Genomic DNA, 21033 nt, shown 5'->3' with positions numbered 1-21033 from the left:
GGGCTCGGGGTGATCCGAGGGGGCGGTGGCCCGCGGGCCCAGCGTCTAGGCTGGGAGGGGAGATAGCGGCACAGTGCTCAAGGAGGTGCCATGCCTGCCACCCGCGAACGATCCCTCAGCCCCGCCCTGGAGCGGTTCCACCTGGTGTGGGACCTGCTGATCATCCTGCTGGTGATCGCCAACCTGACCCTGCTGCTGTTCGACAGCCTCTTCCTGCTCGCGCCGCTGAACGCCGCCTTCGAGGCCGCCGCGCCCGGGCTGCACGCCGCCTACGACCAGCATGTCCACGCCCGCTTCATCGCCATCGACCTGGCCTTCGTGGCGGTGTTCGTGCTCGACGTGCTGCTGGGCTGGGCGGTGGCCATCGCCGAACGGCGCTATCACCGCTGGTTCTTCTATCCCTTCGTGCACTGGTACGACGTGCTCGGCTGCATCCCGGTGGGCGGCTTCCGGCTGCTGCGCATCCTGCGCGTCGTCTCGTTGGTGCATCGGCTGCACCGGCTGGGGCTGATCGACGTGCGTCGCTGGTACCTCTACGGGGTGGTCGCCAAGTACTACGACATCCTGCTGGAGGAGCTCACCGACCGCATCGCCATCCGCATGCTCGACAACGTCCAGGCCCAGCTGCGCTCCGGCGATTCGCTCTCCACCCGGGTGGTGGAACGGGTGGTGCGGCCCCGCCAGAAGGCGCTGATCCACGAGATCAGCCAGCGGCTGGAGGCCATGGCCGGTAGCGCCTACGCCCGCAATCGCGACGACACCCTGCGCTACGTGCGCGGCCTGGTCGGCCGCACCCTGGCGGAGAGCCCGGAGCTGCAGCGGCTGGCGCGGCTGCCACTGGGCAGCCAGCTGAGCCGGGGGCTCGAGGCCTCGCTCTCCGACCTGGCCTGCCGCCTGGTCAACGAGGCCCTGGAGGGGCTGCAGTCGGCGGAGTTCTCCGCCCTGGTGGAGCACCTGGCCGAGAGCGGCTTCGATGCCTGGCTGCGCACCGACCCCCACACCGAGCAGGTCACCGAGCAGGTCACCGAGCAGGTGCTGGTGGACATGCTGGAGCTGCTCAAGGAGCAGATCGCGGTCAAGGGCTGGCAGCAGCGCTACCAGTGATGTCGCCGCCCACGGCAGCGGAGTCAGGATGGGCCAGGGCGCAATGCCATGACCCGCGCCAGCTCCTGGCGATAGGCCTCCTCGTGGTGGGCCGGCTCGGAGGGAAAGCGCTCGAGGGCCACCGCCAGCTCGAAGAAGCCCGGCCGGGGCAGGTCGCCACGGCGGCTGACCACCAGAGCGGCGATCAGCGGGCGGCCGGCGGCGACGTCCTCGCGCATCAGCGTCTCCAGCGCCAGAGCGACGCGCTGGATGGTGCGCGGTGGGGCGAGTCCCAGCGCCTCGGCGGCCTGCTGGTAGGTGATGGGCACGGCGTCATCGGGCAGTTGCTCGAGCAGCGTGCGCAGCCGCGGGGCCAGGTCGGGGTCAGGCATCACCGGGGGCATGGCGGCAGGGCGACCCGATAGCGGGTGCTGCGCCCTCCTCCCGGCAGCTTCACGAGGCAGCCCTTGGCCAGCAGGTCCGCCAGGTGTCGGGTCGCCGTGGCCTTGCTCACCTTGGCGACCTTCTGGTACTGGGCGGCACTGATGCCATTCTCGAAGCCCCGCTCGCCGCCATCCAGCAGCCGGTTGAGCACCTTGATCTGCTCGGGTAGCAGACCGGCATCGGCGAAACGCTGCCAGAAGCGCGTCCTGGACAGGGTTCGATCGATATCGGCCAACACCCCCGTCAAGGTCTGTAGCAGGGTGTCGAGAAACCAGGCCAGCCAGTCGGTGAGATCGGTGGTGCCCCGCTGGCAGGCTTCGAGCACCCGGTAATACGCCTGGCGTTCGGCAAGGATCGCAGCCGACATGGCATAGAGCCGAATGGTCTGTCGGTCGGCCTGGGCCAGGGCACGATCGGAAATGGCACGCGCCAGGCGGCCGTTGCCGTCCTCGAAGGGGTGCAGGGTGACGAACCAGAAATGGGCGATGCCGGCGCGCAGCAGGGGATCCAGGGTGGGGTCGTGGCGGCTCTCTTCGAACCATGTCAGGAACGTGGCCATCTCGTCCTCCAGCACCCGGCGAGGCGGCGCCTCGAAGTGGACCCTGGGCCTGTCGATGCGCCCGGAGACCACCTGCATCGGCTCCTCGCCTCGCCACTGGCCCACTCGCAGCCTGACCAGCGATGCCTCGGCATCGGGAAACAGCCAGCGGTGCCACTGGAACAGCCGCTCGCGGGTCAGCACCGTGTCGGCAAGGCCGATGGCGTCCATCATCATCTCGGCCATTCCCTCCGAACGCGGCGACACGGCACTCACGGCGTCCTCCACACCCAGCCGCCGCGCCAGCGAGGAGCGCACCGACGCCGCATCGAGGCGCTCCCCTTCGATGGCCGAGGAGGTGATGATGTTCTGCAACAGGGTATCCAGCATCACTGCCGGGTCATTGCCGGGGGGAAGGGAACCGGCTCTGCCCAGCAGGATGCCGAGCGTACGCCACGCCTCCTGAAGGCGCGGCTGAACCACGGCAGCCCGCCAATCGAACTCTGGCCAGCCAGGCTGCTGCCAGACCCAGGTCGGCGTTGTGGAGGTCTCGTCCATCGAGGGCACCTGTATGCCGGCATGAGCCGCAAGGTCGACTATTCGGCTCATTATTTGAGCCGTATTTTCAAGCTATTCGGCTCATCGGTCAAGCGAGGGTGGGGTGCGCTATGCCGAGCCTGCGCCGTGGCCTTTTTTCGAGCCAGTGCCACCCCCTGCTGCCCAGACAGGAGCGCCAGGCGCTGGCCGAAGTGCTGGAAGCGCTGGCGCTATGCTGAACCCGGGGGCCGGGGCGATATCACGGCCGCTGGGTGGCACTCAGCCCCTTCCAGTCCTCCAGGTCGAGCTCGGGGTTGCCGGCGCGGAAGCGGGCGTAGAGCTCGATGCCGCGGGGGTCCTCGAGGATCTCCACCTGTACGCCCTTCTCCCGCAGCAGGGCCTCGGTGCCCGAGGCGTTGGTGACATCGCCCACCACCACCCGCGAGACGCCGCGCATGTAGAGCAGCGTGGCGCATACCTGGCAGGGGCTCAGCGAGGTGAGCGAGGTGAAGAGCGTCGTCCTACCGAAGTCGAGGCGGCCGGCATCGCGCATGGCCGAGGTCTCGCCGTGGTTGTAGGGGTGATTCTCCTGCACCAGGGTGTTGTGCCCCTTGCCGACGATGCGCCGGGTGGCGTTGTCGATGATCACCGCCCCGATCGGGCAGCCGCCCTCGTCATGGCTCTTCTGCGCCAGCAGCACCGCGATGCGCATCAGGTCGGCATCGGAGAGCCGCCGGGCGAAATCGTCATCCATCAGCACCGGCAGGCTGGCGGTCGGCATATGGGCGATGGCGGCCAGTGCCGCCCCGGTCACCTCTGTACCGGCATTCAACAGCGTTTCCATGTCTCCTCCTCACCGAAAGTCGAGTGGTGCGGGTCGCGATTAGGCTGTAGATTTTCGCCCGCTGGAAGCCGTTCCATCGGGCTTATTTCTCGCCATTTTGGCGGCATTCCTTCCCCTCCTCGTAGTCACGTTACCTTCCTCGAGCTCCCTGGCTCTCCGTGTAGTCATACTACAACCCCCTGTGCGGCTAATGGCGCGTTGTGGGAGTGGTTGCCCTGACCCATAGTGGAGTCATGGATCAGGACAGAGGGTCGCTACCCCGATTCACTGACCTGATCCCGGCTACAACCTGAGCGCCAAGTAATTTCTGATCCAGGCGCCAGAAGCAAAGGTCTTGGAAAGCTTGCAGACCTGTCGCGGTTGCAGCATGGGGCACTTACCCGGCCCGGCATGAGTAGCCAAGGCACCAGAACGCCATCGGAGATGGCAACCCCAAAACGGGATTTCCCCCGGGGTAATGATGACCTTGATGAGGATTGAAAAATGAACTGCATCCAACTTAGCCAGCAAGCCGACCTTATCGCCAACACCTTCAGCAAGCTCGATCTTGCCAAGCTGGTGGTCGCCCTCAAGGGCAGTGGTGAGTCCCTGCAGAACGCGGTTGAGGTTATCGACACGGTCGATGCCCGCCAGGGTTACACCCTGGAAAAGGCCTGGGACGAGGTTCGCACCGGCGAGAACCGCCCCCTGGCCGCCAACGACGACTGATTACCCCCTGCAAACCGCTTGTGTAACTACCCCCTCCCCGCCGGGAGGGGGTTTTCTTTGGGCGCCATTCGGATTCATGGCCGAGGCGTCATCACTTCATCTCGAAGCCACGCTTGATCAGGAAATCGCGCATATGGGGGCGCAGCTTGGTGTCGAAAAGCGGGGTGAGGTTCTGCGACCAGTTGCTCTGCTTGTTGCCGCCCTTCCGCGACTGGTAGTAGGCGTGCATGGTCTCGTCGAAGGCCGCCACCAGCTCGCGGTCGTCGCCGTAGGTGTCCTCCTTGAGGATCGCCTCCACCGGCAGGCGCGGCTTGATATCCGGCTGGTGGGCAGGGTAGCCCAGGCACATGCCGAACACCGGGTAGACGTGGTCGGGCAGGCCCAGCAGGTCGCTGATCTCCTGGGGATTGTTGCGCACCCCGCCGATATAGCAGCTGCCCAGCCCCTCGGATTCCGCGGCGATGGCCACGTTCTGCGCCATCAGGGCGGTGTCCACGCTGGCCACCAGCAGCTGCTCGGTCATGCCGCGGATCACCCGGGCGCCGGTGCGCTCGGCGGCGTCGGTGGGCCGCTTCATGTCGGCGCAGAAGACCAGGAAGGCGCCGCAGCTGGCCACATAGGACTGGCCGCCGGCCAGCTCGGCGATCAGCTCGCGGTTCCTCGGGTTCTTCACGTGGATGACCGTGTAGGCCTGCACGTGGCTGGAGGTGGCCGCCCCCTGGCCGGCACGGATCAGCTCCTCCAGCAGCTCCCGGGAGACCGGTTGGTCGGTGAACTTGCGGATGGAGCGGTGGGATTTCAGCAGTTCGACGGTGGGGTTCATGGGGCCTCGTTCGCTAGGGTGCGTTAACAATTGCTGATGGAGATCGGGCTGATTTAGAATATCACCATTTTTCGGTGATCTATGCCTCGGCTAATGCTACGTGATGACCAATGGGAGCGCATCGAGCACATGCTCCCCGGCAAAGCTTCAGATCGCGGGGTGACGGCCAAGGACAATCGCTTGTTCGTGGAAGCCGTCCTGTGGATCGCCCGGACAGGCGCTCCCTGGCGTGATCTGCCCGACGCCTTCGGTCGCTGGCACACTGTCTACATGCGCTATAACCGGTGGTCTAAGAAGGGGGTCTGGCAGCAGGTTATCGACACATTAGCCGATGATCCCGACATGGAGCAGCTGATGATAGATGGCAGTATCGTCAAAGTTCATCAGCATGGGGCGGCAAAAAAAAAAAAACGCTCAGAGCACCGAAGCCATGGGGAAATCGCGTGGGGGATTGAGCACCAAGATCCACGCGGCGGTCGATGCCCTCGGCAACCCGGTACGGCTAATCCTCACACCGGGCCAAGCGTCTGAGTACGGAGCCGCCCCAGCGTTACTGGCGGGCTTTTCTCCAGCGGCGGTGCTTGGCGACAAGGGGTATGATTCCACCGCTTTTAGGGACATCATTCGAGCGGTGGGCGCCGAGCCGGTGATTCCGCCGAGAAAGAATCGCTTGGAATGCCCCGAGATAGATTGGCACTGTTACAAGGATCGCAACCTGGTAGAAAGGTTCTTCCAGAAAATCAAGCAGTTCAGGCGGCTGGCAACACGCTATGAGCGACTGGCGAGAAACTACCAGTCGCTACTCAACCTTGTATCCGCCGTCATATGGCTGGCCTAATTGTTAACGCTCCCTAGTCGGCTAAGGATGTTGCCCAGCATAACCCAGCAGGCGCGAGGTGGCGCAACCGGAGCCGGTGACGCCGAGACTCGCTGGAGGGGGCGCCAGCGGTCGGCTCAGGCTTCGGCCTCCCCGCCACCGGGCACGACACCGATGAAGACCCGCATGGGGTACTCCCCCTCGGCGATCATGAAGGGCTCGTAGATGCCCTCCAGGTCCTGCTGGTGCAGGTTTAGCTCCTGCTCGCGGAAGGCGTGCTCCCAGGTCGCCTGGGTGAAGAGCCCCAGCCGGTGATGGTCCACCTGGACGTCGAGCTCGCCCCCCTGGCGGATCAGGTAGACCAGAGTGGCCTCGTACTGCTCGTCGCCCGGGGGGCGCACGTAGTTGTTCTCCAGCACCGTGATGTGGATGCCGTCACGCTCGCCGGTATAGGCGAAGTTGTTGTCGTGGAAGAGCTCCCTGGGCTTGGCCACCACCAGCAGAGCGCCGCCGGGGAGCAGGTGCTCCCGGGCGGTGGTTAAGGCGAGGGCGAGCTCCTCGCGGCTGGCCATGTAGTCGATGCTGTCGGGAATCACCACGGCATCGAACTGGCGCCCCAGCCGCACGCTGCGCATGTCGCCCTGGTGATACTCCACCTCGGGGTTGGTGCGCCGGGCCAGCCGCAGCATGGCGTCGTTGAGGTCCACCCCGGTCATCCGGAAGTGGCGCTTCAGGGCGCGGTCGTGGGCACCGGCGCCGCAGCCCAGGTGCAGCACCTCGCGCACCGGGCGGTGGGCGTGCTCCTCGAGCAGGCGGCGGTAGGTGGCGACTTCCTCCTCGACGCCCCTGGGATCCTCGAGCCATGCCTCGGTCCAGGCCAGTTCGTCATAGGCTTTCCACATGTTTCCTCCCCCATCGTTCTCCGGCACTCTCCGCCCTTGCCTTAAAGCTGGTCCAATCCCGTCACGGGCGCCAGCGGAGTTTCCACGCTGGCAATCTGTCCCTGTCGGTTGAATCGCATCACTTTTATCGCGCGCCGGAAAAATTGCCACCTATTGACAGGCGACGGCTATCGAAAATAAAAGGTGAAAGGCTTTGACCCGTACCGGGATACATGACACTGTGGCGTCAGTTGGTCGGCAAGCAGCATGGTTTCAGCAGCATTCGAATTCTTTCGGCAGCCTGATATTGTCTCCCTTGTTCTACCCGCTACTTCATCTGGGTAACACCAGGAATATCGCAAGGCGCTCAGCGCGAAAAGGATGCTTATCATGGCTACCGGCACAGTCAAGTGGTTCAACGATTCCAAGGGTTTTGGCTTTATCTCTCCGTCCGACGGCAGCGATGATGTCTTTGCTCATTTCTCCGAAATTCAGTCCGATGGCTTCAAGTCCCTGCAGGAAGGTCAGAGCGTCTCCTTTGACGTGACCCAGGGCAAAAAAGGCCTTCAGGCGTCAAACATCAAAGCCATCGCCTGATCTTAACGGTCATGTGATGCCTCGAACCCTCCGGGGTTCGACAGCAGGGCCCGCTTCGGCGGGCCCTGCTGCGTTGCGTGCCGACCCTGGCGGAACGGGCCGAATCCCCCTAGAGTGTTGCGCCAGAGCCGTTGGGTCACAGGACGACGGCGAAGGACAGGCATGGAGGTAGGCGAATGAGACCCGAGGACCTGAAGACGCTGGTCACCCTGCGCATGCCCTACGGCAAGTACGCTGGCCGGGTGATCGCCGACCTGCCGGGGCCCTACCTGGCCTGGTTCGCCCGGGAAGGCTTCCCGCCCGGCCGGCTCGGCGCCCTGCTGGCGCTGATGCACGAGATCGACCACAACGGGCTGGGCGAGCTGCTCGAGCCGCTGCGCCCGCCGCGCTGACCCGCCCCCCCCTCGCCGATTGCCAACACCAGCAGGAGCCCCATGCTGCGCATCTCCAACTCCGTGGAACTGGCCGACTGGGAGATCGAGCTCAATGCGATCCGCGCCCAGGGCGCCGGTGGCCAGAACGTCAACAAGGTGGCCTCTGCCATCCACCTGCGTTTTGACATCCAGCGCTCCAGCCTGCCGCCCTTCTACAAGGAGCGGCTGCTGGCGCTGGGCGACCAGCGCATCACCCAGGAGGGCGTGGTGGTCATCAAGGCCCAGCGCTTTCGCACCCAGGAGCAGAACCGCGAGGATGCCCTCGAGCGCCTGCGCGAGCTGATCCGCGACGCGGTGAAGCAGCGTCGGGTGCGCAAGCCCACCAAGCCGACCCGCGCCGCCAAGCGCAAGCGGGTCGACGCCAAGACTCGCAAGGGCAGGACCAAGGCGCTGCGCGGGAAGGTGAGCGAATGAGCGAGCGCGAAGCAGGACTCCCGACGCGCCCCGAGTCCCCGTGCATCAAGGTCTGCCGGCCGGTGGGCGACCTCTGCCTGGGCTGCCACCGCACCCTGGACGAGATCGCCCGCTGGTCGCGAATGGATGCGGCCCAGCGCGAGGCCGTCTGGCAGCGGCTGGATGCCCAGGCAAGGCGCGCCGCCGACGCGGAGGAGGCCGAACGGCAGGCCGAGGCTCAGCGCGGCTGAGGGGGAGCGGAGATGACGGCACCTGCCGCCGAGCGCGCACGCCGAACCACCTACAGCTACTTTGCGGCCTTCGTGGCCATCGGCATGAGCGGCGGCCTGCTGGGGCCGGCGCTGCCCCATCTGGCCGAGATGACCGGCGCCACCATGGGCCAGATCGCCATCCTGTTCACGGCCCGGGCCCTGGGCAACATGCTCGGCTCGGTGGTCTCGGGCGCCCTGGTGGACCGCTTCCCCGGTCATCGCGTGCTCATCGTCATGCTCGGGCTGATGGCGCTGGGCCTGGTCGCCGTGCCGTTCAGCCAGGCGCTGGCAATGCTCACGGCGGTGGTCTTCCTGCTCGGCTTCAGCGAGGTCTCGATCAACGCCGGGGCCAATACCCTGCTGCTATGGACCCATGGCCCGGCCTCGCCGCCCTGGATCAGCGCCCTGCACTTCTGCTTCGCGCTCGGCAACATGCTGGTGCCGCTGCTGCTGGTGGCGGCGCTGGCCGTGACCGGCCTCTTCCACCTGGCCTTCTGGGCGGTAGGGCTCTACGCCCTGCTGCTGATCGCCCCGCTGGCCAGGCAGCCAAGCCCCACGCCTCCGGCGCCACGGCCCGGCACGGGTGCCCACCGGCCCGCACCGGACCCCTGGCGGCTCGCCCTCTTCCTGCTGCTGTTTGCGCTCTATGTGGGCATGGAGGTGACCTTCGCCGGCTGGATCACCGCCTATGCCACCCTGGCTGGCACGCCGCCCGGCCGCGCGGCGCTGCTGGTAACGCTGTTCTGGGTCACCCTCTCCGCCGGGCGCCTGCTGGCCATCCCGCTGCTGCGCCGCACTACCCCATGGCGGGTTCTGTGGCTCTGCCTGGGGCTGGCGCTGCTGGCCAGCCTGGCCCTGCAGTTCGGCTGGCTGCCGCTGTCGGCCGTGGCGCTGCTCTTCGGGCTCGCCAGCTCGGCCATCTTCCCGACCCTGTTCGGACTGGCCAACCAGCTGATGACCATGAGCGGGCGCACCACTGGGCTGGTCTTCCTGGCGGCCGGCGGCGGGGCCATGGCGGTGCCGTCGCTGACCGGCCCGCTGCTGGAGCGGGCCGGCACCGGCGCCTTCGCCCCGCTGCTGGTCGGCCTGGTATGCCTGCAGGCCGCGGGGCTTGTGCTGCTGCACCGCCGGATACGACACACCCCCCGGGACGGCCAGGATCGGGGGGCCGGGTGAGGCACCTCAGTGCTGCTTCACGCGCCAGATGCGCCACGCCAGCACCGCAAGGATGCCGAGGCCCAGCGGGCCGATGATGGGGGCGGCCACCGCCGGCACGATGGCCACGCCCAGGGCGCCGAGGCTCTGCAGGCCCAGCTTGAAGAGGCTGAACAGGTAGTAGCTGATCACGATGATCGACAGCCCCTCCACCGCCTTCTGGATCTTGAGCTGGCTGCTGGTGCGCTCGTTGAGGCTCTTGAGCATCTCGGCGTTCTGCTCCTCGATCTCCACCTGGGCGCGGGTCCGCAGCAGGTCGTTGAGACGCGCCACGCTCTCGGCCAGGGCCTCCTGGCGGGCGTGGATCGCCGCGCAGAAGCGCACCAGGGGGCGGAAGCGGCGCTGGATGAAGATGCCCAGGCGAGGATGCTCGCCCACCTTCCTCTCGCGCAGCTCCTCGATGCGGGCATCGACGATGCGCGCATAGGCCTCGGTGGCGCTGAAGCACAGCCGTGAGCGGGCGCTGGCGTGTTCCAGGCGGGCGGAGAGCTCGGAGATGGCCGCGAGCAGCGGTCGCGAGCTCTCGCTCTGCCGTTCGGCGTTGCGCACCGAGAGCGTATCCAGCTCGCGCTCGTTGGCATCCAGCTCCAGGCGCATCTCGCGGGCCAGGGGCAGCGCCAGGGACGCCATCATGCGGTAGGTCTCGATCTCCAGCAGGCGGCGGGCCATGCGCCCCAGGCGGAAGCCGTCGAGGGCCTGGTTGACCAGCAGCAGGCGATTGACCCCGTCCGGCGTGAGGCGAAAGTCGCTCCACACCGTGGCCTCGCCGTCGGCGACCCGGGAACCGGCCGGATCCCGGAAACCGTAGGCCTCGGGGCTGCCGGACCAGCGGTGGGCGGCCTCCACTAGGATCAGGGTGGCGCTGATCACCTGGTCGCGGTGGGACGCCAACAGCGCCTCCAGCAGCGGCGGCGGCTCCGGCCACAGCGCCTGGTCGGGCTGCCGCGGCACCATCAGCGTGAGGGTGAAGAACTCGGTATGGCGCTCCCACTTGAGGGTCATGCCGTCGATCTCGAGGATCTCCTGCACCGCCTCCGGGTCGCGCTCACGGTGGGCAAGTGAGTCGATCCGGGCCAGCAGCGCCTCGGCCTGGCCCGCCTGGTCGAGCATGGCGTAGTGGTGCAGGTGTGCCGGTCCGGCGAAATGGATCGAGGGTCGGGCGTGCAGCTCGTCGTGCAGCGCTTCGCGAAGTGGGTGCATGGTCGGGGCTCGAAAGGGGGAACCTCCGAGACTAGAGCCTCACGCCGCGGGAGCCAAGCGCCTGCGGCAAGGCGCCTCGCCTCCAGGGTATCGAAGGCTAGAACCATCCCTTGCGGCGGAACAGCCACGCCAGCCCCACGCCGATGCTCATCATCAGGCCCAGCACCATGAAATAGCCATAGGGATGCTCGAGCTCGGGCATGTGCACGAAGTTCATGCCATAGATGCCGGCGATGAAGGTCAGCGGCACGAAGACGGCGGTGATCACCGTGAGAATGCGCATGGTGATGTTGAGCTGATGCGAGGAGAGCGAGATATGGCCATCCACCAGGTCGCCGCAGATCTCGTAGTACATCTGGGTCAGGGTGAGTAGCCGTTCGAAGCGCTCGTGGACGTCGTTGATGGCATGCAGCGTCTCGCTGACGTTGCGGGGCAGGTGGGAGTAGTCGTAGGCGGTCAGTTCCTGGGTGATACCCAGGTGGTAGTTGAACAACCGCCGCATCTTCACCAGCCGCGAGCGATAGCCGATCACCTGGCGCATCAGGGTATCGCTGCCGTTGAGCGTCAGCGCGTCCTCCAGGTCGCTGAGCGCATTCTCGAACTCCAGCAGGCTGTCCAGGTAGTAGCCGGCGGAGTGGTACATGATCTTGAGCGCCACATGCTCCGGGGAGCGCTGCAGCAGGACGGTGCCCTCCTGCTCGAACAGGCGATCGATGCTCTGCGCCCGGCCGGGATGCAGGGTGAGCAGGAAGCGCTCGCCGAGAAACAGCGCCATCTGCTGGGGCGTGTAGTGGAGGTCGGCGTCGAAGGAGGAGATGCCGCGGTAGAGGATCAGGGTGTGACCCTCGAACTCCTCGATCTTGGGCGGGTGGCGCTCGCGGTGGGCGTCATCGATGGCCATGGGGTGGCAGTCGAAGGCCTCGAGCATCTCCCGCTCCCGGGCCACCGGCTCGCCCTGCATGTCGATCCACAGGCGAGCATCGGGTGATTCACGCCAGCGGGCGATCAGCTCCTCGCCCCCAGCCATGGTCCGGCCCTCGGCGTCCACCATCAGCGTGCGTATCATGGCGTGTCATCCCTGGCAGCGACGGGCGAGGCCGCCCACATGCTCCCCACTCTAGCATTACGTCGGCGCGTCAGCGCACCGCCTCGCCGGACAGCGGTGGCTGCAGGTAGCGGGACATGAAGGCCAGCGCCGGTCCGAGGCTGGCCCGCCACACGCGCCAGGTATGGCCGCCGGAGAGCACCTCCAGGGGCACCTGGCCCGGCTGGTGGACCTCCAGCGCCGCCTGCAGCCGGCGGGCATGGCCCACGGCATCGAAGACATCGCGGTTGCCGGCACTCAGGTAGAGCGGTACCACGTAGTCCTGGGCCAGGTAGCTATCCAGGTGGGCGGGATAGTTGAGCCGCTGCCAGAGATCGGCATCGAAGCGGTTGTCCGGGGTCAGGAAGGCGGCATGCTCCCGAGCCGTGGAATTGGCCGGCGGCAGCGGATAGTAGCTGGCCGGGCTCAGGGCCGCGGCGGCAACGAACAGCTCGGGCCGCTCCAGGACGAAGTTGATGGTGCCGTAGCCCCCCGCGGAGAGCCCGGCGATGCCGCGCCATTCACGCTTCGGCACCACCCGCCAGACCTCCTCCACGTGGGGCAGCAGGTCCTCCAGGAAGGCGGTGCGGGCCGCCTCGTTGTGGCCGTCGACCCACCAGCTCTGGCTGCCGGGCATCACGATCACCGCCGGCGGGATGCGCCCCTGGCGGATCATGCGATCGGCGATCTCCTTGAGGGCGCCTCGGGTCACCCAGTCGCGGTCGCTGCCGAAGGAGCCGTGCAGCAGGTAGATCACCGGGTAGTCGAGGCCGGAGTCGTGGTAGCCGTCGGGCAGGTAGAGGGTGTAGGGGTAGTCGCGCCCCAGCGCCTCGGAGTGAAAGCGGTGGTGGGTCACCTGGCTGGCCAGCGCCTGGCCGGCCAGCAGCAGGAACATCAGGATGGTGAATACGCAGCGTCTGGCTGCCGTCATGTCAGGCCTCCCTCGCCTCGGGTTGATGCGAATCCCCGGATGAAAGGGAATTCATGGTGCCTGTCGCGGTCCGACAGCAAGTGCCCAAGCAGCGTTCAACCATTCGAGGCCCACAGGGAACCGGGACATGCAACGGATCGAGGAAATCTACTGGCTGCGCGCCTATGGCTGCCTGGCGGTCTTCAGCTTCCATCTCCTCGATTACCTGAATCAGCGCGTCGACACCCTGGCCACCGACCTTGCCCGCATTCCCACGGTGCTCGGCACCCCGATCTTCATCTTCATCTCGATCTTTCTCTTCTCGATGCGCTACGGGCGCGACATCCCCCAGGGCTTCCTGGGCAGTCGCGTCAAGTACGTGATGGTGCCCTACCTGGTCTACGGCCTGGCCTACTCGCTGGCGGAGTTCCTGCGCCTGCAGGCCAACGGGGTCGAGGCGGGCCTCGTGGAGACGCTGCGCGAGTACCTGGTCTATGCCGGCTGGCACGGCTACTTCCTGATCATCGCCGCCCAGTTCTACGCCTTCTACTGGCTCTACGGGCGCTTCGACCTCGCCCGCTGGCTGCCTGCCACGCCATGGCTTCTGATCGGCAGCCTGATCGGCATGGCCTGGTGGGGCTACTGGCAGTGGCGCAGCAGCCTGCCGCCGGGCTACCTGCACTGGATCGCCCCGCTGGGGTGGCTCTACCTCTTCTTCCTGGCCATGGTACTGGTGAAGCACTATCAGGATACGCCTGAAGCGCGGCCGGCCTGGCTGGTGGCGCTGGCCCGCCCGCGCTGGCTGGTCGCCCTGATCGGCCTGGTGGTGCTGCTCTCGCTGCCCGGCTGGCTGGAGTACTCCTCCAAGGAGGTGTGGGTGGTGCCGTTCTTCCTGCTCTTCACCCTGTGGATCATGGGGCGGCTGCGCGGCCGCCCGGCCCCCCCGCTGGTACGGCGCCTCAACGAGTTCTCCTTCGGCATCTACCTGGCCCACCCGATGTTCTTCAACCTGGTGGACGTGCTGGACCCCGGCCAGCGGCTGCCGCTTGCGCTCTATGTGCTGGCCCTGGCGGTGGTCGGCATGGCCGGCTCCATCGCCTGGAACCTGACCGCCAACCGCATGCAGTGGGGCGGGCTGCTGTTCGGCAAGCGGCTGCGGGTGGCCTGAGGGCAGGGGCGACGGCGGCCACCGGAGGCTGCTAATCTAGTCCCAGCCCGCCTCGCCCCCCAGGGGCAACGACAGTCATCAAGGGAGAGTGTGTCGATGAGTGAGCAGGTCTCTCGGATCATCGTCCCGGTGGACGGTTCACCCACGGCCGCCGCGGCGGCCCGCCATGCCAGCCTGCTGGCCCGGCTGCTGGACGCCCCGCTGCAGCTGCTGCATGTGATGCCCCTCAACCCAGCGGAGCTGTGCGATATCCCCGCCAACCGCCAGGCCGAGGCCGACCATGACCGGACGGTCCGCCTCGAGATAGCCGGGGAGGCCTTCGCCAAGGCCCGCGCGGCCATCGAACCCGGCCTGACACCGGCTCCGGAGGAGGTGGTGCTGGAGGACAGCACCTTCATCCGCCACCCGGACCGGGCCATCGTGGCCCATGCCCGCAGCCAGCCCGACTGCCTGCTGGTGCTGGGGGCGCGCCACCTGAGCGAGGTGGGCAAGTTCGTGCAAGGCAGCGTCAGCAACGAGGTAGTGCACCGCGCCCGCTGCCCGGTGACCATCGTCCACGACGACGCCAGCATGCAGGAGGCCTCGGGCATCGGCCGGGTGCTGCTGCCGGTGGATGGCTCGCTCCATGCCAACCAGGCGGCGGGGCTTGCCGGCGACCTGGCACGCAGCGCCGAGGTGCCGGTGGAGCTGGTGTTCTGCCAGCCCGGCGGCCAGGCCGGGGGGCTCGAGGAGGACGGGGAGAGCCAGGCCGGGCGGGTCTTTCGCTTGGCGCGGGAGGCCCTGGGGGAGATCCCCGGGGGCATCGAGGAGGTGCTGCTCCACGAGGAGCGCTTCGCCGAGGCGATCGTCTCCCGGGCACGCCACCACCTGGCGGAGCGGCCGATGATCGTGATGGGCCGGCGCGGGCTGGGCAAGTGGCGCGAGTCGCTGCTCGGCAGCGTGAGCCACCGGGTCATCGACCTGGCGCCCTGCCCGGTCACCGTGGTGGTCTGATCCCGCCTAGTGCCCGGCCGCGCCTCAGGCGAGGCCGGTGATGTTGCCTTCGGCGTCCAGGCCGATGCCCAGGGCCGCCGGTTCCCGGGGCAGGCCCGGCAGGGTCATCAGCCTGCCGCACACCGCCACCACGAAGCCGGCGCCGGCCGAGAGCCTGAGCTCGCGGACCCGCAGCCGGTGCCCCTTGACCAGGCCGCCATCGGCCGGGTCACCCGAGAAGCTGTACTGGGTACGGGCGATGCACACCGGCAGCTGCCCGTAGCCGGCCCCCTCGAGACGCCGCAGCGTCGCCCGAGCCTCGGGCGAGAGTTCGACCCCGCTGGCCCCGTAGAGCCGGGTAGCCACGACCTGCAGGGCCGTCTCCACGGGCGTGCCATCGGCATACAGCGCTGCCGCTTCGCCGCCGCCCTCCTCCAGCCGTTCCAGCACCCGCCGCGCCAGGGCCAGGGCGCCCTCCCCCCCCCGAGCCCAGTGGTCGCAGTGCGCCAGGGCCACGCCGAGCTCGACGCAACAGGCCGCCAGCCTCTCCCGCTCGGCCTCGCTGTCGTCCGGGAAGGCGTTGAGGGCCACCACCGGCTCCAGGCCGAAGGCGCGGGCCACGGCCACCTGGCGGACCAGGTTGTCGAGGCCGGCGATGAGCGCCGCGAGGTCGGGACGATGCATCGCCTCGCGGCTCGCTCCGCCATGGAAGCGCAGGGCACGCAGGGTCACCACGATCACCACGGCATCCGGAAAGAGGCCGGACTGGCGCGACTTGATGTCGATGAACTTCTCCAGCCCCTGGTCGGCACCGAAGCCCGCCTCGGTGACCACCACTTCGCCCAGCGCCAGGGCCGCCCGGGTGGCCGTCAGCGAGCTGCAGCCGTGGGCGATGTTGGCGAAGGGCCCGCCGTGGATCAGCACCGGGGTGTGCTCCAGGGTCTGCACCAGGTTGGGGGCCAGGGCATCGCGCAGCAGCGCGGACATGGCGCCGACCGCGCCCAGGTCCGCCGCGGTCACCGGGGTGTCGTCGCGCCGCCAGGCCACCACGATGCGGCCCAGGCGTCGCTCGAGGTCGGCGAGGTCCTCGGCCAGGCAGAGGATCGCCATGATCTCGGAGGCGGCGGTGATCTCGAAGGTGCTCTCGCGCTCCACCTCCCCCAGGCCAATGCGCACCCGGCGCAGGCTGCGATCGTTGAGGTCGAGCACCCGGGACCACACCACCCGAGCCGGGTCGATGCCCAGGGCATTGCCCCAGTAGAGGTGGTTGTCGAGCAGCGCGGCCAGCAGGTTGTGGGCCGCGGTCACGGCGTGGAAGTCGCCGTTGAAGTGCAGGTTGATGGCCTCCATGGGCACCACCTGGGCGCGCCCGCCACCGGCGGCACCGCCCTTCATGCCGAACACCGGCCCGAGGGACGGCTCGCGCAGGCAGGCCAGGGCCGAGATTCCGAGGCGCGAGAGGGCGTCCACCAGCCCGACGCAGGCGGTGGTCTTGCCCTCGCCGGCGGGGGTCGGGGTGATGGCGGAGACCAGCACCAGGCGCCCGCGGGGGCGGTCCTTCAGCCGCTGCAGCAGCGGGAGGGAGAGCTTGGCGCGATGATGGCCGAAGGGCACCAGGTCCTCGGCGGCGAGGCCAAGGCGGGCCTCGGCCAGCGGCAGGATCGGTTCGAGCCGCGCGCGGCGGGCGATGGCCAGGTCGCTTTCGGGCGCATGCCCGGAGATGCCCTCGCCATCATCCAGCTGTCGAGACATGGGGACTCCTCCGAGCCGGCCCTGCCGGCAGCGCTCGCGGGTGCGTCAAGCCTCGTAGGCGGCCTTGAGGCGATAGAACTCGGTGACGATCTCGTCCATGGAGGTCGGGTCGTAGTCGCACAGGCCGCTGACCACCAGCTTCTTGGAGCCGGTACCGATGGAGACACCGCCGGACTGGATGTGGAACTCCAGCAGGCAGTCGCCGCGCTTGCCGTTGACCTCCAGGGATGAACGGTCCAGCGCCAGCTCCGGCGCCAGGGCGTCGAGGCGCTCGAGGGAGAAGCCCATGCTGTCGTAGATCACCAGCGGCCGGCGCGGGTTGAACATCACCCCCTTCTCCTCCATCAGCGGCTTGAGGTAGTGGGGGAAGTTCTTGCCGGAGAAGGCCACGTTGCAGCGGGTGAAGGCCTCCACCACCGCCTCGTCACGGGTCGTCTCGCCGCTGCGTGTGACCTCGAGGTAACACTTGCCGTTCTCGTCGCAGACGCGGATCAGGCCATCCTCCCCCTCCTGGAAACAGAGCGGGGTGCCGTCACCCACCATGTTCAGGAAGCGAAAATCCATCCGCTGGGAGAGCCCGAAGCGGGCCAGCACCAGGGCGAACAGCAGGTCACCCGGCACGCAGAAACGGCGCGCATCCGGGTTATGGATGGGGTTGTAGTCGCCGACGACTCCCTTGGCGAAACGGCTGGCCTGCTCGGCGGAGATGCAGACGCGCTCTCCTGCCGGCGAATGAAATTCATCGAGAAACATGCGTGCTGTGCCTGCCCTGCGTCGTTGGCGATCCAGATCCTGCCGGCGGCTGCCGGAGCGCAGATGATGCCATAAAACCCTCGCCAACGAAGCCTCGTTAGGCGCTACCATGGGCCAATGGGCAGACCAGGCGACGACGACGACAAGAGACAGCAGGAGCGACCCCCGCGGAGCGGCCCCTGGCGGTGGCTGGGCGGCTCGGCCGTCGTCGTGGCGCTGGCCCTGGCTGGCGTGATCCTGACCCTGCCCGCCCTGCTGGACAGCCCCTGGCTGCAGGCCAGGCTCTCCGGCCAGGAGGGGCTGTCGATCCGCTGGGAGGGCTCGCGCCCCGGCTGGGAGCACCTCACCGTGGAGCGGCTCGTGATCGAGCGCGATGACGAGGCGCTCCCGCTGGCGCTGGAAGTCGATGCCGCCCGCCTTGAGCTCGCCCTGCCGGCCATGCTGGCGTCCCTGCTGACCCGACGCCTGGCGATTCGCGAGCTGTCGGCCAGCGGCCTGCGCCGTCTGGAGGTCGACGGTCACCGGCTAAGCGGCGAGGGCAGGCTCGCCCTGTCGGACCTGGCGCTGGCCCGGGACGAGCTGGGCGTGGGGCGCCTCACCCTGGCGCTCGAGCAGGCCACCCTGGCTCGGGACGGAATGCCCCTGGCCGAGGAGATTGCCCTCGCCGCCGACCTCAGCGCGGCGCCCTTCGATCCCGCGGCCCATCCCGGCCAGGCCGCGCTGCGCTTCCTCTCCGGCGACCTCACCCTGGCGGCCCGCGCCGACGCCTGGGACCTCTTCAATCCCTATCTGGCGGAGCTGGGCTGGCTGGGCCTGACCGGACGCGGCAGCCTCGAGGGCGCGCTCTCCCTGGAACGGGGCGTGCTTGCCCCCGGCAGCCGCCTGGTGCTTGACGCCGCAGAACTCGGCGTCACTCTGGACGAGACCGCCCTGCTGGCGGGCCGCCGCCAGGATGACGCCACACCGGCCTGGGTGGTCCCCGGCGAGGCCTATCGTCTGAGCGGTGCCGGCCGCGTGACGGCCAGCGTCGACGAGGAGGCCACGGCTTCGGGGGATGCAGCGGCCGGCCGGCTGGCGGTGACCCTGGAGCAGCTGGCGATGCATCAGGGCGAGGAGCCGGCACCGCTGCTGACGGGTCGGCGATTCGAACTCGAGGCGTCGCTGCCCACGGACCTGGCCGCCTCACCAGCACCGCCCGACGAGGCGCGGCTGAGCTGGCAAGCGGCCACGGTGCCCGATGTTCGCGCCCTGGCGCGTTTCCTGCCGGAACACGCCCCGGTGGCCCTGCAGAGCGGACGCGCCGCCCTCGACGGCCGGCTGGACTACCGGGCGGGAGAGCTCTCCGGCGCCTTCACCCTGGCCGGCGAACGGGTCTCCCTGACCCTTCAGGGGCAGCCGCTGCGGGGCGACCTGCGCCTCGACCTGGCGCTGCCTGGCCTCGACCCGGAGGCGCGACGACTGGATCTCTCCGGCACCCGCCTGCGGCTCGACGTCGCCGGCGACGAGCGCGCCGACGCCCTGGGCCTGGACCTGACCCTGGAGACCGCCCGGCTCGCGTCCCGGGTGCCGCTGGACACCCTGCGCGACCAGCCGCAGCCGCCGCTGGACGGCGAGCTGGCGCTGTCCGGCCGCCTCGACCGGCTGGGATTTCTCGACCCCTTCCTGACGGGGCTGTTCGACGGAAGCGGCATCGCCCTGAGCGGGGGCGGCGAGGTGCGCGCCAGGGCGCGGCTGATGGATGGCCGGGTCGATGCCGGCAGCCGGCTGGAGGTGGCCAGCGATGCGCTCGGGGTGAGCCTGCCCCACGCCCGCGCCGAGGGCCGCGGTCGCCTCGTCGCCGAGTGGCGCGACACCGACACCCTGCCGCTGCGCCTGGACCTGCGCCTGGAGGAGGCCGGGATGATCCGCCACGCTGATGGCGCGCGCCTGCTGGAGGGCGCCCGCCTGACCCTGGCGGCCGAGGGCCACCCGCCGGAGGCAGGCAGCTCGCCGCTGCCCGAGCGGGCCGCGCTCGCCTGGGAGGGCGCCAGCCTGGCGGACGTGGCCGTGCTCTCGCCCTATCTTCCCGAAGGCGCCCCCTTCGCACTCAGCGGCGGCCGGGCCGACAGCCGGGGCCGCCTGATGCTCGAGGAGGAGCGCATCCGCGGCGAGGCATGGCTCAGCGGTCGCCGAATCAGCGGCCGGCTGCTCGGCGAGGAGGTCTCCGGCGAGATGACCCTCGAACTGGCCCTGGGCCAGGCCAGCCTGGACGGCAGCGAGTTCGACCTCTCCGGCAGCCGGCTGACGCTCTCCGCCGCGGCCGCCAATGCCGACGAGGAACAGCGGCTGGGCAGCGTGCTGGTGGCCCGGGAGGCACGCTTCACCCGGCTGGATCAGCCCAGCGCGCGGCGCGGGCGGCTGGTTCTGGAGGGCATGGTCGACCGCCTGGGGTTCCTGGACGCCTTCCTGCCCCGGGAGCACGGCCTCATCCTGCGCGGCAGCGGCCGGCTGGCGGCCGATCTGCACCTGGCAGGCGAGCAGCTGCTGGCGCCGAGCCACCTGCGGGTGGATGCCGACGACCTCGCGGTGGGCTTCCTCGACTACCGGGCGGTGGGGCGCGGCGAACTCGACGCGCGCCTGGAGGGCGAGGCAGAAAGCCCCGGCGCCCGGCTGACGCTCTCGCTGCCGCGCTTCGCCCTGCGCCGCGAGGCCGAGCAGGAGCGCACCTGGCTGGCCGGGCGCCACCTGACCCTGGAGACCGCCACGCCCCACTTCTCCACGGACCCCGAGCGGCTCGACATCGGCGCCTTCACCACCCGGGTGGCACTGCCCATCGTCGAGGTGCCGGACCTCGCCCTCTACAACGCCTACCTGCCGGAGGCGGCAGGCGTGGAGCTGCTGGGCGGGCGCGCCAGCCTGGAGGCGGCGCTGGCGATGGAGGGCCTGGGCGCCCACGGCGACCTGGTGCTGCAGGCCTTCGGCACCGAGCTGCGCCTGGCCAGCCAGCGGTTGACGGGCGACCTGCGCCTCGAGGCACGCCTGCGCGAGGGCGACCTGGCCGAACGGCGGTTCGATGCCTCGGGATCCCTGCTGCGCCTGGACAACGTCACCCGCCGGGATGCCGACGGCCAGGGCGAGGCCGGCTGGTGGACCCGGCTCTCCCTCGAGGAGGGCCGTCTTACCTGGGCGGAACCGCTGGAGGTCGATGCCCGGCTGGGCCTCGCCATGCGCGACAGCGGCCTGCTGGCGCGGCTCTTCCTGGCGGGCGCCCGGGAGCGCGACTGGCTGGGACGCCTGCTGACCGTGCGCGATATCCAGGGCGAGGCTCGGCTGACCATGGCCGCCGACGGCATCTACCTGGATGAGGCACGGCTGGAGGGAGGGCCGCTCGCCCTGCTGGCCGCGCTCGCCTTTCGCGACGAGCGCCTGGACGGCCAGCTCTACGCCAGGCTGGGACGACTCGCCGTTGGCGTCGCCCTCCAGGAGGGCGAACGAACGCTGCGCTTCTGGCAGCCGCGCCGCTGGTTCGGGGAGCAGGGTCGAGAGGAGCTGGAGGAGACCTCCCCGGAGGCGTTCCGGGAGGCCCTGACGCCACGTTGAGGCGGAGGTCTTCGCGCTCGGTCGCGGGC

General features: G+C 68.9%; 21 protein-coding genes. 11 read left to right on the top strand and 10 right to left on the bottom strand.

The annotated features are described in order from the left end of the window. The first annotated feature begins 90 nt into the window (after positions 1 to 90). Positions 91 to 1104 carry an ion transporter gene (locus B6N23_RS13040; protein ID WP_305499584.1) on the top strand — a complete coding sequence of 338 codons (1014 nt, stop codon included), beginning with the start codon at positions 91 to 93 and terminating at the stop codon, positions 1102 to 1104. Positions 1105 to 1127: 23 nt separating this feature from the next. Here B6N23_RS13040 and B6N23_RS13035 read toward each other — a convergent pair whose 3' ends face one another. The 3 genes from B6N23_RS13035 to B6N23_RS13025 all read right to left on the bottom strand — a co-directional run bounded on the left by B6N23_RS13035 (position 1128) and on the right by B6N23_RS13025 (position 3446). Beyond that, on the bottom strand, positions 1128 to 1475 hold the full coding sequence (locus tag B6N23_RS13035; protein ID WP_305499582.1) for a hypothetical protein: 348 nt from the start codon (positions 1473 to 1475) through the stop codon (positions 1128 to 1130). Then, on the bottom strand, positions 1475 to 2623 hold the full coding sequence (locus B6N23_RS13030) for a Fic family protein (protein WP_169959227.1): 1149 nt from the start codon (positions 2621 to 2623) through the stop codon (positions 1475 to 1477). The genes B6N23_RS13035 and B6N23_RS13030 overlap by 1 nt, the downstream gene beginning before the upstream one ends. 238 nt (positions 2624 to 2861) lie before the next feature. Beyond that, positions 2862 to 3446, bottom strand: a complete 585-nt coding sequence (locus B6N23_RS13025; RefSeq protein WP_305499579.1) for a nucleoside deaminase — start codon at positions 3444 to 3446, stop codon at positions 2862 to 2864. A gap of 483 nt (positions 3447 to 3929) precedes the next feature. Between B6N23_RS13025 and B6N23_RS13020 the strand changes: the two genes are divergently transcribed. Further along, positions 3930 to 4154, top strand: a complete 225-nt coding sequence (locus B6N23_RS13020; RefSeq protein WP_305499577.1) for a hypothetical protein — start codon at positions 3930 to 3932, stop codon at positions 4152 to 4154. Between the two features lie 91 nt (positions 4155 to 4245). Here the strand turns inward: B6N23_RS13020 and nfsA are convergent, their stop codons facing one another. Then, positions 4246 to 4977, bottom strand: coding sequence for an oxygen-insensitive NADPH nitroreductase (nfsA, locus tag B6N23_RS13015; RefSeq protein WP_305499574.1), 732 nt, complete (start codon positions 4975 to 4977; stop codon positions 4246 to 4248). 81 nt (positions 4978 to 5058) lie between these two features. On the opposite strand from nfsA, the gene B6N23_RS13010 reads away from it, so the two are divergent. Continuing rightward, a protein-coding gene (locus B6N23_RS13010; protein WP_305499566.1) for an IS5 family transposase occupies positions 5059 to 5815 on the top strand; the annotation gives its coding sequence in 2 pieces (ribosomal slippage) (positions 5059 to 5388 and positions 5390 to 5815; 756 coding nt in all). A gap of 116 nt (positions 5816 to 5931) precedes the next feature. Here B6N23_RS13010 and B6N23_RS13005 read toward each other — a convergent pair. Continuing rightward, positions 5932 to 6696, bottom strand: coding sequence for a class I SAM-dependent methyltransferase (locus B6N23_RS13005; RefSeq protein ID WP_305499563.1), 765 nt, complete (start codon positions 6694 to 6696; stop codon positions 5932 to 5934). A 369-nt stretch (positions 6697 to 7065) separates the two neighbouring features. Between B6N23_RS13005 and B6N23_RS13000 the strand changes: the two genes are divergently transcribed. The 5 genes from B6N23_RS13000 to B6N23_RS12980 all read left to right on the top strand — a co-directional run bounded on the left by B6N23_RS13000 (position 7066) and on the right by B6N23_RS12980 (position 9547). Then, a complete protein-coding gene (locus tag B6N23_RS13000; RefSeq protein ID WP_169959231.1) occupies positions 7066 to 7272 on the top strand; it encodes a cold-shock protein in 207 nt (68 codons plus the stop codon). 176 nt (positions 7273 to 7448) lie between these two features. After that, entirely contained in the window at positions 7449 to 7664 is a 216-nt protein-coding gene (locus B6N23_RS12995; protein ID WP_110070228.1) for a DUF3820 family protein, read from the top strand. A gap of 42 nt (positions 7665 to 7706) precedes the next feature. Then, on the top strand, positions 7707 to 8120 hold the full coding sequence (gene arfB, locus B6N23_RS12990) for an alternative ribosome rescue aminoacyl-tRNA hydrolase ArfB (RefSeq protein ID WP_305499556.1): 414 nt from the start codon (positions 7707 to 7709) through the stop codon (positions 8118 to 8120). After that, entirely contained in the window at positions 8117 to 8350 is a 234-nt protein-coding gene (locus B6N23_RS12985; protein ID WP_305499553.1) for a DUF1289 domain-containing protein, read from the top strand. Before arfB ends, B6N23_RS12985 begins: the two co-directional genes overlap by 4 nt. Before the next feature lie 12 nt (positions 8351 to 8362). Beyond that, positions 8363 to 9547, top strand: coding sequence for an MFS transporter (locus B6N23_RS12980; RefSeq protein WP_305499551.1), 1185 nt, complete (start codon positions 8363 to 8365; stop codon positions 9545 to 9547). A 6-nt stretch (positions 9548 to 9553) separates the two neighbouring features. On the opposite strand, the gene B6N23_RS12975 is transcribed toward B6N23_RS12980, so the two are convergent. The 3 genes from B6N23_RS12975 to B6N23_RS12965 form a co-directional block, all read right to left on the bottom strand. After that, positions 9554 to 10786, bottom strand: coding sequence for a DUF3422 domain-containing protein (locus B6N23_RS12975; protein WP_305499549.1), 1233 nt, complete (start codon positions 10784 to 10786; stop codon positions 9554 to 9556). Positions 10787 to 10883: 97 nt separating this feature from the next. Next, entirely contained in the window at positions 10884 to 11852 is a 969-nt protein-coding gene (locus B6N23_RS12970) for a magnesium transporter CorA family protein (protein WP_305499547.1), read from the bottom strand. A 70-nt stretch (positions 11853 to 11922) separates the two neighbouring features. After that, positions 11923 to 12801, bottom strand: coding sequence for an alpha/beta hydrolase (locus tag B6N23_RS12965; RefSeq protein WP_110070710.1), 879 nt, complete (start codon positions 12799 to 12801; stop codon positions 11923 to 11925). A 127-nt stretch (positions 12802 to 12928) separates the two neighbouring features. On the opposite strand from B6N23_RS12965, the gene B6N23_RS12960 reads away from it, so the two are divergent. Together B6N23_RS12960 and B6N23_RS12955 are read left to right on the top strand one after the other, a co-directional pair. Then, positions 12929 to 13948 (top strand): acyltransferase family protein, encoded by a 1020-nt coding sequence (locus tag B6N23_RS12960; protein WP_305499545.1) that lies wholly within the window; start codon positions 12929 to 12931, stop codon positions 13946 to 13948. A 96-nt stretch (positions 13949 to 14044) separates the two neighbouring features. Continuing rightward, the gene (locus B6N23_RS12955; RefSeq protein ID WP_305499543.1) at positions 14045 to 14941 is read left to right on the top strand and encodes a universal stress protein; all 897 of its coding nucleotides are present in this window, start codon (positions 14045 to 14047) and stop codon (positions 14939 to 14941) included. Between the two features lie 24 nt (positions 14942 to 14965). Here B6N23_RS12955 and B6N23_RS12950 read toward each other — a convergent pair whose 3' ends face one another. Beyond that, positions 14966 to 16672 carry a formate--tetrahydrofolate ligase gene (locus B6N23_RS12950; protein ID WP_305499540.1) on the bottom strand — a complete coding sequence of 569 codons (1707 nt, stop codon included), beginning with the start codon at positions 16670 to 16672 and terminating at the stop codon, positions 14966 to 14968. A 45-nt stretch (positions 16673 to 16717) separates the two neighbouring features. After that, positions 16718 to 17425, bottom strand: a complete 708-nt coding sequence (locus tag B6N23_RS12945; protein ID WP_305499538.1) for a DUF3581 family protein — start codon at positions 17423 to 17425, stop codon at positions 16718 to 16720. A 117-nt stretch (positions 17426 to 17542) separates the two neighbouring features. On the opposite strand from B6N23_RS12945, the gene B6N23_RS12940 reads away from it, so the two are divergent. Then, the gene (locus B6N23_RS12940; RefSeq protein ID WP_305499536.1) at positions 17543 to 21004 is read left to right on the top strand and encodes a translocation/assembly module TamB domain-containing protein; all 3462 of its coding nucleotides are present in this window, start codon (positions 17543 to 17545) and stop codon (positions 21002 to 21004) included. The last annotated feature ends 29 nt before the right edge of the window (positions 21005 to 21033 follow it).

The organism is Halomonas alkalicola, from assembly GCF_030704205.1.
Taxonomy (GTDB): domain Bacteria; phylum Pseudomonadota; class Gammaproteobacteria; order Pseudomonadales; family Halomonadaceae; genus Halomonas; species Halomonas alkalicola.
This window is presented reverse-complemented; position numbering and strand designations above follow the sequence as displayed.

What these genes read in the sequence shown, in the direction of transcription:
- B6N23_RS12985 (WP_305499553.1), top strand. Translation starts at nt 8,117, where the DNA reads ATGAGCGAGCGCGAAGCAGGACTCCCGACGCGCCCCGAGTCCCCGTGC.
- arfB (WP_305499556.1), top strand. Translation starts at nt 7,707, where the DNA reads ATGCTGCGCATCTCCAACTCCGTGGAACTGGCCGACTGGGAGATCGAG.
- B6N23_RS12980 (WP_305499551.1), top strand. Translation starts at nt 8,363, where the DNA reads ATGACGGCACCTGCCGCCGAGCGCGCACGCCGAACCACCTACAGCTAC.
- B6N23_RS12970 (WP_305499547.1), bottom strand. Translation starts at nt 11,852, where the DNA reads ATGATACGCACGCTGATGGTGGACGCCGAGGGCCGGACCATGGCTGGG.
- B6N23_RS12995 (WP_110070228.1), top strand. Translation starts at nt 7,449, where the DNA reads ATGAGACCCGAGGACCTGAAGACGCTGGTCACCCTGCGCATGCCCTAC.
- nfsA (WP_305499574.1), bottom strand. Translation starts at nt 4,977, where the DNA reads ATGAACCCCACCGTCGAACTGCTGAAATCCCACCGCTCCATCCGCAAG.
- B6N23_RS12950 (WP_305499540.1), bottom strand. Translation starts at nt 16,672, where the DNA reads ATGTCTCGACAGCTGGATGATGGCGAGGGCATCTCCGGGCATGCGCCC.
- B6N23_RS12975 (WP_305499549.1), bottom strand. Translation starts at nt 10,786, where the DNA reads ATGCACCCACTTCGCGAAGCGCTGCACGACGAGCTGCACGCCCGACCC.
- B6N23_RS13000 (WP_169959231.1), top strand. Translation starts at nt 7,066, where the DNA reads ATGGCTACCGGCACAGTCAAGTGGTTCAACGATTCCAAGGGTTTTGGC.
- B6N23_RS13005 (WP_305499563.1), bottom strand. Translation starts at nt 6,696, where the DNA reads ATGTGGAAAGCCTATGACGAACTGGCCTGGACCGAGGCATGGCTCGAG.
- B6N23_RS12945 (WP_305499538.1), bottom strand. Translation starts at nt 17,425, where the DNA reads ATGTTTCTCGATGAATTTCATTCGCCGGCAGGAGAGCGCGTCTGCATC.
- B6N23_RS13025 (WP_305499579.1), bottom strand. Translation starts at nt 3,446, where the DNA reads ATGGAAACGCTGTTGAATGCCGGTACAGAGGTGACCGGGGCGGCACTG.
- B6N23_RS13040 (WP_305499584.1), top strand. Translation starts at nt 91, where the DNA reads ATGCCTGCCACCCGCGAACGATCCCTCAGCCCCGCCCTGGAGCGGTTC.
- B6N23_RS12960 (WP_305499545.1), top strand. Translation starts at nt 12,929, where the DNA reads ATGCAACGGATCGAGGAAATCTACTGGCTGCGCGCCTATGGCTGCCTG.
- B6N23_RS13020 (WP_305499577.1), top strand. Translation starts at nt 3,930, where the DNA reads ATGAACTGCATCCAACTTAGCCAGCAAGCCGACCTTATCGCCAACACC.
- B6N23_RS12940 (WP_305499536.1), top strand. Translation starts at nt 17,543, where the DNA reads ATGGGCAGACCAGGCGACGACGACGACAAGAGACAGCAGGAGCGACCC.
- B6N23_RS13035 (WP_305499582.1), bottom strand. Translation starts at nt 1,475, where the DNA reads ATGCCTGACCCCGACCTGGCCCCGCGGCTGCGCACGCTGCTCGAGCAA.
- B6N23_RS12955 (WP_305499543.1), top strand. Translation starts at nt 14,045, where the DNA reads ATGAGTGAGCAGGTCTCTCGGATCATCGTCCCGGTGGACGGTTCACCC.
- B6N23_RS13030 (WP_169959227.1), bottom strand. Translation starts at nt 2,623, where the DNA reads ATGGACGAGACCTCCACAACGCCGACCTGGGTCTGGCAGCAGCCTGGC.
- B6N23_RS12965 (WP_110070710.1), bottom strand. Translation starts at nt 12,801, where the DNA reads ATGACGGCAGCCAGACGCTGCGTATTCACCATCCTGATGTTCCTGCTG.